The organism is Paenibacillus sp. RRE4, from assembly GCF_031844205.1.
Taxonomy (GTDB): Bacteria; Bacillota; Bacilli; order Paenibacillales; family Paenibacillaceae; genus Paenibacillus; species Paenibacillus xylanexedens_B.
Genome location: NZ_JAUZUT010000003.1, coordinates 270057 through 283210, shown reverse-complemented (window position 1 = coordinate 283210; position 13154 = coordinate 270057). Strand labels below are relative to the sequence as shown.

At 43.4% G+C, this 13154-nt stretch carries 12 protein-coding genes and 1 tRNA gene; 12 read left to right on the top strand and 1 reads right to left on the bottom strand.

Annotated features, from left to right (window positions below):
- The first annotated feature begins 124 nt into the window (after nucleotides 1-124).
- Nucleotides 125-215: transfer RNA gene (locus tag Q9R46_RS19900), tRNA-Ser, on the top strand.
- Between the two features lie 430 nt (nucleotides 216-645).
- Here the strand turns inward: Q9R46_RS19900 and Q9R46_RS19895 are convergent.
- Complete coding sequence (locus tag Q9R46_RS19895; protein ID WP_311281470.1) at nucleotides 646-840, bottom strand: YjzC family protein; 195 nt, start codon at nucleotides 838-840, stop codon at nucleotides 646-648.
- 215 nt (nucleotides 841-1055) lie between these two features.
- On the opposite strand from Q9R46_RS19895, the gene rpsF reads away from it, so the two are divergent.
- The 11 genes from rpsF to Q9R46_RS19840 all read left to right on the top strand — a co-directional run bounded on the left by rpsF (nucleotide 1056) and on the right by Q9R46_RS19840 (nucleotide 13068).
- Nucleotides 1056-1349, top strand: coding sequence for a 30S ribosomal protein S6 (rpsF, locus tag Q9R46_RS19890; protein WP_024629534.1), 294 nt, complete (start codon nucleotides 1056-1058; stop codon nucleotides 1347-1349).
- Nucleotides 1350-1400: 51 nt separating this feature from the next.
- Nucleotides 1401-1886 (top strand): single-stranded DNA-binding protein, encoded by a 486-nt coding sequence (gene ssb, locus Q9R46_RS19885; protein WP_090923588.1) that lies wholly within the window; start codon nucleotides 1401-1403, stop codon nucleotides 1884-1886.
- A 56-nt stretch (nucleotides 1887-1942) separates the two neighbouring features.
- A complete protein-coding gene (gene rpsR, locus Q9R46_RS19880; RefSeq protein ID WP_090923587.1) occupies nucleotides 1943-2212 on the top strand; it encodes a 30S ribosomal protein S18 in 270 nt (89 codons plus the stop codon).
- 243 nt (nucleotides 2213-2455) lie between these two features.
- Nucleotides 2456-3055 carry a M15 family metallopeptidase gene (locus Q9R46_RS19875; RefSeq protein WP_311281469.1) on the top strand — a complete coding sequence of 200 codons (600 nt, stop codon included), beginning with the start codon at nucleotides 2456-2458 and terminating at the stop codon, nucleotides 3053-3055.
- Nucleotides 3056-3788: 733 nt separating this feature from the next.
- Nucleotides 3789-4787: an ABC transporter ATP-binding protein gene (locus Q9R46_RS19870; RefSeq protein WP_311281468.1), complete on the top strand. Its 999-nt coding sequence runs from the start codon at nucleotides 3789-3791 to the stop codon at nucleotides 4785-4787.
- Nucleotides 4788-4791: 4 nt separating this feature from the next.
- Entirely contained in the window at nucleotides 4792-5724 is a 933-nt protein-coding gene (locus Q9R46_RS19865; RefSeq protein WP_145335003.1) for an ABC transporter ATP-binding protein, read from the top strand.
- 7 nt (nucleotides 5725-5731) lie between these two features.
- Nucleotides 5732-6694: an oligopeptide ABC transporter permease gene (gene opp4B, locus Q9R46_RS19860; RefSeq protein ID WP_311281467.1), complete on the top strand. Its 963-nt coding sequence runs from the start codon at nucleotides 5732-5734 to the stop codon at nucleotides 6692-6694.
- Between the two features lie 28 nt (nucleotides 6695-6722).
- The gene (locus Q9R46_RS19855) at nucleotides 6723-7628 is read left to right on the top strand and encodes an ABC transporter permease (RefSeq protein ID WP_145335005.1); all 906 of its coding nucleotides are present in this window, start codon (nucleotides 6723-6725) and stop codon (nucleotides 7626-7628) included.
- A gap of 19 nt (nucleotides 7629-7647) precedes the next feature.
- Nucleotides 7648-9474: an oligopeptide ABC transporter substrate-binding protein gene (locus Q9R46_RS19850; protein ID WP_145335007.1), complete on the top strand. Its 1827-nt coding sequence runs from the start codon at nucleotides 7648-7650 to the stop codon at nucleotides 9472-9474.
- 156 nt (nucleotides 9475-9630) lie between these two features.
- Nucleotides 9631-10527, top strand: a complete 897-nt coding sequence (locus tag Q9R46_RS19845; RefSeq protein WP_145335009.1) for a D-alanyl-D-alanine carboxypeptidase family protein — start codon at nucleotides 9631-9633, stop codon at nucleotides 10525-10527.
- A 114-nt stretch (nucleotides 10528-10641) separates the two neighbouring features.
- Nucleotides 10642-13068, top strand: a complete 2427-nt coding sequence (locus tag Q9R46_RS19840) for a S9 family peptidase (RefSeq protein WP_311281466.1) — start codon at nucleotides 10642-10644, stop codon at nucleotides 13066-13068.
- Nucleotides 13069-13154: the final 86 nt, after the last annotated feature.

Below are 13154 nucleotides of genomic sequence, written 5' to 3'. Positions count from 1 at the left end.
TTTTAGTTGCATGATTTAGCTATATCGCGCGGTGATGAAACGTAATGGTGAAATAGCGTTTACATGCACACAGGGTATAGGTATTGCTTTCCTCCCACAGGCGTGATATAATCAATTTTGCTGCGGAAAGGTACCCAAGAGGCCCAAGGGGGCTGACTCGAAATCAGCTAGGCGTGTCACAGCGTGCGTGGGTTCGAATCCCACCCTTTCCGCCACTTAACTTATTTAGATTTGGTGAAGATATAATGCTTACATAACTCCATGGACTGGAGTCATCATAAAGTACTGGAAGGGACTATCCTATGGATAGTCTTTTTATTTTGTTTCTTATAATTATTTTTAATGCTGATTTTATAATGGTTACCTATAAAAAATAAAGAGCCCTGACGGGCTCTTTATCCGGCGGTACATGTTTAGTTAGATCACAATCGGTCGTAACGACAGAAACGCTGGCTGTACTGCTTGTAGCAATACTTGTGCTTCGGACTAAGGTCTTACACACCCACAAGCTTCTTATATTACGTGATGCATCTCCAACATCGAAAAATAGGCTTCGTTGTCCAACGGAACCACACCTCTCTCGTGTACCGCCTGATTGTATTATGTGCTAACTGACGTTTTATATACGCGGTACTGAAAAAATAATTAGTGGACGCGTGCTTTAGTCAGCTTTTTCCACTTGCGATTGTGATTGCTCGTTTCCGGAAAGGCTTCGCCTTTTTTTAGCGTGATTCGCTTGGGATCATTAATCTCCGTGTGAAAGCTCTTCTCTCCGACTTCAGTGTACTCTCCATCATTCGGCGCTTTGTCCCCAGGTTCGAACTCGGTTCTTTCACCCATAATAAGTAGCCTCCTCCACAGAATGAGATCAGTGTTACTTCTGTAGTGTGTTCCATCTGAAGTCTAAACATGATGGGGATTATGTACCAATATGAACAGGGAACGTTTGCTTGCATTTCGTTTGCGTATTTGTTATATTAATATAGTTCGAGTTTGTGCTCGTTCCTTGCTCTCAACCTGGATTGAGGGCCAGAGTCCATAAGGAGGTGAAAATTATGCGCAAATATGAAGTGATGTACATTATTCGTCCTGACGTTGAGCAAGAAGTTGTTCAAGCTACAGTCGATAAATTCCAAGGCATCATCTCCAACGGCGGTGGTGAGGTTACAGCTCACGACGTTATGGGTAAACGCCGTCTTGCGTATGAGATCAAGAAATTCCGTGATGGTGTTTATGTTTTGGTACACTTCACTGCTGAACCAGCAGTAGTTACTGAGCTTGAGCGTCTCATGAAGATTTCTGACGAAGTAATTCGTTATCTCATTACCAACGACGTTAAGTCTGCCTAAGACATTAACTCGTGATTATCGCACCAATACGCTCAGAAGGAGGGGATTACATTGTTGAACCGTGTCATTCTGATCGGCCGGTTAACCCGGGATCCTGAGTTGCGTTACACTCCAGCAGGAGTAGCCGTGACACAATTTACTTTGGCCGTAGACAGACCGTTTACAAGCCAAGGAGGAGAGCGGGAAGCAGATTTTATTCCGGTCGTAACCTGGAGACAGCTTGCCGAGACTTGTGCAAACTATTTGCGTAAAGGTCGTCTGGCTGCAGTCGAAGGACGCATTCAAGTACGGAACTACGAGAATAACGAAGGAAAGCGTGTATACGTGACCGAAGTCATTGCCGATAATGTTCGTTTCTTGGAGTCAGCTAACCGCGAAGGCGGTGGCGGCGGGGGACAACCTATGCGTGAAGAGCCTTCTTATGGAGGCGGCGGCGGACGTGCAAGCAATAATAATGCTGCGCGTAGCAACAATCAGGATCCTTTTTCCGATGACGGAAAACCGATTGATATATCGGATGATGATTTGCCATTTTAACGTGAGCCGTTACTCTTACGAGATATCGGTTACATGATAGGAAAGGACTGAAAAGCATGGGCTTCAAGCAAAGAGAAGGCGGAGACGATAAAAGACCGGCACGTCGTGGTGGTCGCAACAAACGTCGTAAAGTGTGCTTCTTCACAGCGAACAAAATTACTCACATCGATTATAAAGATACGGACTTGCTTCGTAAATTTATCAGCGAACGTGGAAAAATTTTGCCACGCCGTGTAACAGGTACTAGCGCTAAATATCAACGCATGCTGACGATTGCAATCAAACGCTCCCGTCAAATCGCATTGCTGCCATACACAACTGAGTAGTCTTTACTCAGTATGCATACAAGAGCAGTCGGCTTATAGTCGGCTGCTTTTTTGTATTCTCATAATCTACGTATCCCTAGGATACGCATATGAAAATTTAAGAAAATGAAAACGTATAATCATGTAATTTTTGCAGAAGAAGCTTTCAAAGCTGAGATGAATTATAATAGAAGTTAGTTTACCTGAAATGAAGCCTTTGAAAAGAATTGAAGCTTGATGAGTAGAAAAAGTGTAGGAGAGTATATGAATTCATCACTACGTAAGCAAAGACAGCGAAGGAAAAAAAGCCTGAGAAATTGGATCATCGCAACGATTGTTCTATCTATTATATTTGTATGGTTGCAACAAAAAGGAGACTTGGGAGAGATATGGCAAGAAGAAATAATCCCTGAGCCTTTACCAATTACCGGTTTGCATCCAGCTGTTGCCGAAAGCGAAGGTGTATTAGTCCGTATGGCTGCCAGACGAGGTATAGAAGTTGTGATTACGCATGGATATCGGAGTGTGGAGGAACAAGATGCTCTATTTGCACAGGGACGCTCATCTTCTGGGAATATTGTCACCAATGCAAAAGGCGGGGAATCTTATCATAACTATGGACTTGCCATTGATTTTGCCTTAAGAACCCCTGATGGAGATATTGTCTGGGATATGGAACGAGATGATAATGGCAATGGCAAGGCAGATTGGATGGAGGTTGTTGATTTAGCTAAAGAGCTAGGTTTCACCTGGGGTGGAGACTGGACTAACTTTCCGGACTATCCTCATCTACAGATGGACTTTGATTTGAGTATTCGTGATTTAAAACGTGGTAAAAGGCCACCATTAGCACCAAAAAGATAATAGTATATATGCGTAATTATGAATATTTATTAGTAAAGTCCTGCTTTTTGCAGGACTTTTTTCTTTCTTTTGTAAAATAAATGTTCAAAAGTAACAATTAACTCTTTACAGCAACAATTAATTAAAACTATACTATAATAACTAGATTTTTACGTTTATCTTACAAACCTTAAATAAATGTATATATATAAGCTTCATATGACTTCTAAGCAGAAATTCTATGAAACGACAAAATCCCCCTAAATGTGACATGTAATTTACACTAACTAAGTTACTACCAAATCATTTGCTATTAACTCTACACATTGTGTCATAGACATGTTATATATAAACACAAAAAAACTTTGTTCACACGCCTCATATTGTTGTAATTCCACCCGAGCACACTTAACTCTCACACTAAAATCCTGCTATAGATACCTTTTAGCCAAAACTATTACCCAAAACTGTAGCATACAAAACATTTATTCCATAAATCCCAAAATAATGATTGACGTTAACTTAAATTACACGTATGATTACAGTAATTATTTGTATTTATAATTCCGCTAGGATTTATCAACATTAATTGACCAATGGTTTAAATTGAAGACTATAATCTTGATTCTGTTAGCGATAAGGTATTTTGTATACACTTTTGTTCAATTTAAGGAACAACATGGAAATATACAGTGGATGCACTCTTCTACTTATGAATACAGTCTGATGAAATTACAGGGTTAGGGTGATTGATTTGAATAAAGAGCTATTGGAAGTCAGAGACTTAACGACATCATTCAGAATTGAAGATAACTATTATGCCGCAGTCGATCACGTTAATCTTAAGGTTAAGAAGAATGAAGTGTTGGCTATTGTAGGAGAATCAGGTTCAGGTAAGAGTGCATTTGCATTTTCTCTGATGGGATTGCATAACAAAGCCAAAATCGAAGGTCAGATTCTCTATAAAGGGAAAGATATCGCCAACATATCCCCTAATCAATTAAACAAACTGCGCGGAAGAGAAATGGCCATGATCTTTCAGGATCCATTATCCGCACTCAATCCTCTAATGATCATAGGTGAACAGATTGAAGAGATTCTCACGCTTCATCAACCGAAGCTGTCTTCCAGAGAGAAGCGGGATAAGGTTATTCACTTATTGAACCAGGTAGGGATTCCACGTCCCGAACAAATATATAAGCAATATCCCCACGAATTATCTGGCGGCATGAGGCAACGTATCGTTATCGCGATCGCAATTGCCAATAAGCCAGAACTGCTCATTGCCGATGAACCAACAACAGCACTTGACGTTACCATTCAGTTGCAAATTCTCGAGTTGATCCGAGATCTGAAGAATGAGATTAACGCAGGCATTATCCTTATTACGCATGACCTTGGTGTAGTGGCCGAGATGGCTGATCGTGTAGCCGTCATGTATGCAGGAGAAATTGTTGAAATAGCGGATATTGTTACATTGATGACCAATGCAAAACATCCCTATACACGTTCATTATTAAACTCGATCCCTACGATTACTGAAGAAAAATCCAAATTACATGTCATTCAAGGCATCGTACCTTCTCTCAAAAATCTTCCAAGGCAGGGGTGCAGATTCAAGGCCCGAATTCCATGGATTAGCGACTCTGCTCATGAAGATAACCCGCAGATGCATGAAATTGCGCCAGGACACTTCGTAAGGTGTACCTGCTATCAGCACTTTCATTTCCCTGATCAAGCGGAGGAGGCATAACATAATGGCACTACTTGAAGTAGAAGGACTCAAAATACACTTTCCGATTCGCGGAGGATTACTGAAACGGGAGATTGGCAGTGTCAAAGCGGTTGACGATGTAAGCTTTTCCATTGAAGAAGGTCAGACTTACGGCCTTGTTGGTGAATCCGGTTCAGGCAAGACAACAACAGGCAGAGCTGTAATTGGTCTGAACCATGTAACTGGAGGCAAAATTTTATTTAATGGCAGGGACTTGACCAAAGAACGACGCAAAGATCGCCAGCTTCAGCGGGACGTACAGATGATTTTTCAAGATCCTTACTCGTCTCTTAACCCGAAGAAGCGCGTTATGGACATCATTGCTGAGCCTCTAAGAAACTATGAACGATTGACGGCAACGGAAGAGAAGAGGCAGGTCGGTAGCTTGTTAGAGAAGGTAGGGTTAAGTCCGGAGTCTATCTACAAGTATCCGCATGAATTCTCAGGGGGACAACGTCAACGGATCGGGATTGCTCGTGCGATTGCACTCAAGCCCAAACTGATTATCGCTGATGAACCCGTATCTGCACTGGATGTATCCGTACAAGCCCAGGTGCTTAACTTCATGCAGGAGATCCAGAAGGAACTGAATCTGACCTATTTGTTTATCAGCCACGATCTGGGCATTATTCGTCATATGTGCGACCAGATTGGAATTATGTATAAAGGTCGATATGTGGAACAAGGGACAACAGATGATATTTTTGAAAATCCCCAACATATCTATACCAAACGTCTTATTGCAGCGATTCCGGATATGGACCCAACCAAACGTGAGGAAATGATAGCTTTCCGACAGCAGATCAAATCCGAGTATGAAAATTCATACCGCAATTTCTTCGATGAGGAAGGGCTTGCTTATTCGCTCCAATCCATTTCCGATACTCACCGGGTAGCTTTACCTCAGAAAGGTTGAAAGCCATATGTGGAAAACTATTGTACGCCGAATATTTATTATGATTCCTCAAATAATTTTGCTCAGTATTCTGGTCTTCCTGATGGCCAAAGCCATGCCAGGTGACGCGTTGACGGGACTGCTTGATCCGAGTATCGATCCCAAAGCGCTAGAAGAACAGCGTGAACGGCTAGGATTGAACAATCCATGGTATATACAGTATTGGGACTGGATCAGACATGCGGCTATGGGTGATTTTGGACAATCCTTCCGTTTTAAAATGCCAGTAACAGATCTTATTGGTCAACGGATTGCCAACACATTCTGGCTTGCTTTGGCAACACTGATTCTCACATATCTTATCGCTATCCCACTCGGTATCATCAGTGGTCGTTATAATGACACCTGGTCTGACCGTTTGATTACAGGATATACGTACCTGGGTTTTGCAGCACCGCTCTTTATATTCGCTCTGGTCATGGTCTGGATTTTTGGTTTCCGTTTTGGCTGGTTCCCGACCGGGGGAAGTGTAGCACCAGGGCTTACACCAGGAACATTCGAATACATTATAAGCAAGATTCAGCATTTGCTTTTACCAGCGTTATCAATGGCACTAATCTCCACTGTATCCACGGTACAGTATTTACGCAGTGAGATTATTGATATCAAACACAAAGAATTCGTACTCACGGCGCGAGCCAAAGGTGCTTCGGAATCCCGAATCTACAACAGACATATTTTGCGAAACTCCCTGTTGCCGATTGCTGCATTCTTCGGGTATGAGATTACGGGGCTGATCGGCGGAACCATCTTTATTGAAAGTATATTCAGCTACCCGGGTATGGGACAGTTGTTCCTGAATTCCATCTCATTACGGGATTTCAGTGTAGTCACAGCACTCGTATTATTATATGGGATTGCTACGATTCTAGGCTCACTGCTGTCTGATATTATTTTGGGATTGGTCGATCCGCGTATTCGCATTAAGTAAGAACTTGAAGATTTCGGGGTGAAAACAGATGAGCAAGACCAATGATGTTGTTGTAACTTCACAGAAGGTTGATAAAAGCCCTTCCGGCTTAAGCATTGTGTGGCGAGAGTTGGTCAGGGACAAAGTGGCTCTCGTTTCGCTCATATTCCTGGGGCTTGTCATCCTTCTTGTATATGGAACCTCTATGATTCTGAATCAGGACGATATTGTTAAAGTTGATTTGTTTGCACTGTATGAGCCGCCTTCCGCACAATACTGGCTGGGAACAGACTATGGTGGACGAGATGTATTCGGTCAGCTTGTTATTGGGACAAGAAACTCTCTAACTATCGGTATTCTGGTAACCTTAATGACTGGATTTATTGGCATTCTGGTTGGTGTGCTCTCGGGATACTTTGGCGGAATGATTGATAATATGTTCATGCGTGTGGTGGACTTTTTCATGATCTTGCCATTCCTGATGATGGTTATCGCCTTTGTAACGGCTGTACCGAAATATAATATTGTTTCATTCTCACTCATTATGACCGCCTTCCTATGGATGGGAATCGCCAGATTGATTCGATCCAAGGCTCTTCAGGAGGGTGAACTTGAGTATATTAAAGCATCCAAAACACTTGGATCTTCTCACTTTAAAATTATTGTATCGCAGCTTCTTCCTAACCTAAGTTCAATTATCATTGTAACGATGACATTGAACCTGGCAGCTAATATTGGTCTTGAATCCGGGTTGTCTTTCCTAGGATTTGGATTCCCGGAAAGCACACCAAGTCTTGGAACACTCGTAAGTTATGCACGTAATCCGCAAACCTTGGAATACAGATGGTGGATTTGGCTACCTGCATCACTGCTGATCCTGGTATTGATGTTGAGTATAAATAATGTCGGACAGGCCTTGAAACGTGCGACGGATGCAAGACAAAGAAGAGGTTAAAAAAAGGGAGGAAAGGTTCATGAAAAAGGGATTATTTTCACGAGGACTATTTTTCACGATGATGCTGGTCTTTGTATTGGCGCTTGCGGCGTGCTCCGAGAAAGAAGCAGCAACTCCTGCACCGGGAGCCAAAACAGAAGAAGGAAAGACGGAGGAGAAGCCTGCGAAAGAAGAGGGTGTTTACTCCATTGAAGATTTCAGTAATGTTAAAAAGAATGAAGGTACAGCCATCGAGGGTGGATCACTTACTTTTGGTCTCGTATCCGATACTGCTTTTGAAGGCACATTGAACTATAACTTCTACTCCGGTAACCCGGATTCGCAAGTGTTGCAGTGGTTTGACGAAGGTTTGCTGACTTGGGATAAAGACTATGTGTACACCAACGATGGTGCTGCGACATATGAAACTTCCGAAGACGGCAAAACGTTTACGCTCACGATTCGTGACAATGTAAACTGGCATGATGGCAAGCCGGTAACGGCAGAAGATTTGCAATTCGCTTATGAAGTTATCGGTGGCAAAGGTTATGATGGCCCTCGTTATGATTCCAACTTCACGAGTGTTGTAGGTATGGAAGAATACCATGCCGGAAAAGCAAAAACAATTTCTGGTATTAAAGTGCTGAGCGACAAACAAATCAGCATTACGTATAAAGAAGCAACACCATCCCTGCTGACAGGTGGCGTGTGGACATATCCATTGGCGAAACATATTTTTGGTGGTATGGACATAGCGAAAATGTCTTCTTCCAAAGAAGTACGTGAGAAGCCAATCGGTTTTGGTCCGTTTAAAGTAGAAACGATCACACCAGGTGAGTCTGTAACGTTTGTTAAAAACGATGACTACTGGCGTGGAGCTCCAAAACTGGACAAAGTAACATTGAAAGTAATCAACCCGACAACGGTTGTTCAAGAGCTGAAATCTGGCGGTGTAGATTTGGTAGATGCTTTCCCGACAGATCAGTATAAAGATAATGCTAATCTATCCAACGTTGAATTCCTGGGTGCAATCGACCGTGCGTATACGTACATCGGTTTCAAACTGGGAACGTGGGATGCTGAGAACAATAAAGTTAAATCGAATCCTGACGCAAAAATGGCAGATAAAAACCTGCGTAAAGCGATGTGGATGGCTGTAGATAATGACCAAGTAGGTAAACGTTTCTACAACGGTCTTCGCTGGAATGCAACAACACTGATTCCACCTTCTCACCCTGAATTCCATGATTCCAACAATCCGGGTGTGAAATATGATCCGGAAGCTGCAAAGAAATTGCTTGACGAGGCTGGCTACAAACTGGATGGAGAATTCCGTACGAAGCCAGATGGTTCACCACTTGAGATCAATTTTATCTCCATGACTGGTGGCGACACTGCTGAGCCACTCGCACGTTACTATGTTCAATCTTGGGCAGCGATCGGTCTGAAAGTAAACTTGGAAATGATCGAGTTTAACAACTTCTACGACCGTGTAGGTAACACAGGTAAAGATGATCCTAATGTCGATGTGTACCAAGCGGCATGGGGCGTTGGTATTGACGTTGACCCATCAGGTCTGTATGGACGCGATGCACTCTATAACTTCCCTCGTTTCTCCAGTGAAGAGAACGACAAATTGCTGGCACGTGGTATCTCTGCTGAAGCATTTGACGTAGAGAAACGTAAAGAGATCTACAATGAATGGCAACAATACATGGTAGATGAAGTTCCAGTATTCCCAACATTGTACCGTGCTGTGGTAGCTCCTGTTAACAAACGTGTAATGAACTATGCGATTGGTGATGGAACTGGCATATACTTGAGCGATTTGGCTGTAAATGCAGATAAACCGGTTGTTGCTCAGTAATTATTAATAAACATGGATTCCAACACTCTGGCATGGGGTGGAAGGAATCCATGTTTTTTTTGTAACCAAAAAATAAAAAAAAATTAATTTTTTCTCAAAAAAATGCAGACAAAATGCCTCTTTGCTACGTCTATATAGGTAAGAGGTGATGAATCGATGAAAATATGGTGGAAACGCGCAGGGATGCTGTTCACTTTACTAGTTATTATATATTTGGGCGTAAAACCGGACATGCTGGTTGGTAAACCAGGCATCAAGGCAGAGTCGGCTGTTTTGATGGATATGAATTCGGAACAGGTGCTGATGGATTACAATGGCTCCGAAGAGATTGCTCCTGCAGGTATCAGCAAGCTAATGACCGAGCTACTTGTAATGGAAGCTGCCATGAGAGGAGATATTCGTTGGGATGATCCTGTTAATGTAAGCCGTTATGCCAGTTCTGTTGGCGGGAATCAGCTTGCACTCAAACAGGGGGATCGATTCACTGTTCAGGAGCTGTTCCAAGTGGTGGCAGTATATTCTGCCAATGATGCTGCTGTTGCTTTGGCGGAACATATCAGTGGTTCAGAACATCAATTTGTACAAAGGATGAATCAAAAGGCTGCTGAGATTGGTCTGTCAGGGGATACTCACTTTACCAACTCTACAGGTCTAGGTGAGACCTTGCTTGGCCCTTATCGTCCTAAGGATATCCAGGGTCAAACGTTAATGACTGCGATGGATGCCTGCAAGCTTGCCCGTTACTTGCTTAACCATCACCCCGAGATCCTTAAAGTTTCCAATCAAATGCAAGTCTCCTTGCACCAAAAGGGGATCTATATGAGTAATACAAACTGGATGTTATCTTCAATCGGAGGCCCATACGCTTATGAAGGTAATGATGGATTAAAGACTGGATATGATGAGGATACGGGGTATCATTTCGTTGGAACGGCTGAGCGAGATGGCAAACGGCTAATTTCGGTTGTATTTGGATCAGATACGAGGGAAGGGCGGTTCGTTGAGACGCGCAAGCTGTTGAATTACGGTTTTTCGAACACAAAAATAAACTAAACATACCACCCGTGTCAAGGAGAGTTGCCGCTGTTCCAAAATGGATAATCATAGTAAAATAGGATACGTATAGTTCCATATTATCCTGTAATTCACTTATAAGGGGGAAAACATTTGAACTCGATTAGCAAAAAAGTGTATGCACTCACGCTGTCCATGGCCATGTCGATTGCCTTGATTCAGCCTGCCGTACAGGCGGCCGAAGCAGTCAAACCTACGGCGGCAGTCTCGGAATCTATCGTTTCCAAGGCAACACAGACACTGCAACAACTGGGATACATAGATGGCACCACAGATGGAATGAAAGAAACGGCAACACCTATTACACGTGCAGAAGCTGCGATTATTCTGCAGCGTGTGCTTGAACTGGATGCTCCGGCAACCCTTACAGGCTTTGCAGACGTTTTGTCCGATCATGCAGCAGCACCAGCCATTTATGCGCTGAAACAAGGTGATCTCATTCAAGGTAATACCAAAGGGTATGCACCGGATGCTCCGCTCACACGTGCTCAGATGGCCTCTTTGTTCACACGAGCTTTCGAATTGAAGGATAACGGGATACAGGTGATCTACAGTGATGCTGACCAAATCCCGGCCGTACATGCGAATGATGCTGTCCGAGTTAAACAACATTTCATTATCGAAGGTAATGCATTTCATGCAAAACAAGCAGTAACGCATGGGGAATTTGCGAGTGCACTGTACCTTGCCCTAGGGCTTGATGTGAAGAAAGCAGGGGTCACACCACTCGAGGACTTCTTCAAACAGCCTGCTCAGGCAGGTTTCCAAATGTCCCCGGACGGCAAACATCTGGCATACATGGAGCCGTGGAACAATCGAATGAACATCGTAGTTACGGCAAATGGTCAAGATAAGCCTGTACGTGTTACAAGTGAAACAGATCGCAGTATTGCTAGTTTTGCATGGGCAACGAATGACAAGCTGTTATATGCAAAGGATGCGGCTGGAGATGAGAACTACCACCTGTATATTACAGATATCGATGGCAAAAATAGCAAAGATCTGACGCCTTATCCAAATACAAGAGCTATGCTTGTCGATCCTTTGGAGAATATTCCAGATGAAATTTTGGTAAGTATGAACAAGCGTGACGCTAGAGTTTTTGACGTATACCGTATTAATATCAAGACAGGAGAGGCAGTTATTGCTGCGGAGAATCCGGGTAACATTACAGGCTGGATGACAGACCATGAAGGAAAAATTCGTGTGGCCATATCCAGTGATGGTAATGTATCTTCCTTATTGTATCGTGATGCGGAAAATCAACCGTTCCAGCCACTGCTCACAACAGATCTGGGAGATACGTTTGTTCCTGTCATGTTCACAAGCGACAACAAAAACCTGTACGCAGTATCCAATCTGGAGCAGGACAAGATGGCTGTGGTGGAGTACAGCCTGGCAACAAAGAAGGTAACCAGAACTCTCTTTGAAAACAAAGATGTGGATGTCAGCAATGTTATTCCTTCCAAAGAAAAAGGAAAGATCCTTGCAGCAGTCTATGAGACAGATAAGGTCAACTATGAGTATTTTGACAATGAGTTCAAGACACTCATGCAGGACATCAAAGCCAAGGTGCCTGGCAAAGAGGTTGGTATTATAAGCACAAGTGATGATGGGCAGGTACTCTTTATATCTTACAGCGACAAATCGATGGGCACGTATTATTTCTATAATTCCAAAACAGGAAAGTTAGACAAGCTGGCGGATACGGCTCCATGGATTGATGAGACCAAAATGGCAGATATGGAACCAATCACGTTCAAGTCCCGGGATGGCCTGGATCTTCATGGATACCTGACACTGCCACAGGGTGCGACGACATCGAATCTTCCGTTGGTTGTTCTTCCCCATGGTGGACCTTGGGCCCGGGATTCATGGGGATATAGTCCGGATGTTCAGTTCTTGGCGAGCCGCGGATATGCAGTGCTGCAAGTGAACTTCCGTGGATCAACAGGTTATGGTAAGAAGTTTCTAGAGGCAGGCAATAAACAGTGGGGTAAAGCCATGCAGGATGATCTCACCGACGGTGTGAACTGGCTGGTAAAAGAAGGTACAGTTGATCCGAAGCGAGTCGCAATTTATGGTGGATCATACGGGGGTTATGCAGCTCTCGCTGGCCTGGCCTTCACGCCGGATGTATATGCTGCTGGTGTTAGCTATGTCGGTCCATCCAATATCTTTACGTTGCTTAACTCGCTACCGCCATATTGGGAATCAGGGCGCAATCTGTTTTATGAGCGTGTAGGTGATCCTGTGAAGGATAAAGAGCTTCTTACCGCAATCTCACCGCTCTTCCATGTCGATCAGATGAAAGCACCGTTATTTGTTGTTCAGGGTGCCAATGATCCGCGTGTCAAACAGGCAGAGTCTGATCAGATTGTCGAAGCACTGCGTAAACGTGGAGTTGATGTGCCTTATATGTTGAAAATGAATGAAGGGCATGGCTTCGCCAATGTAGAGAATCAACTGGATCTCTACCGCGCTATAGAGAAATTCCTGAACCGTCATCTGATGCAGTAACAAAAACAAGAGCTAAGGTTGTTCTCTGATCCGATAAGGGATTAGGGAACAGCCTCTTTTTTTGAATCGTGGGATAGAGAAACACA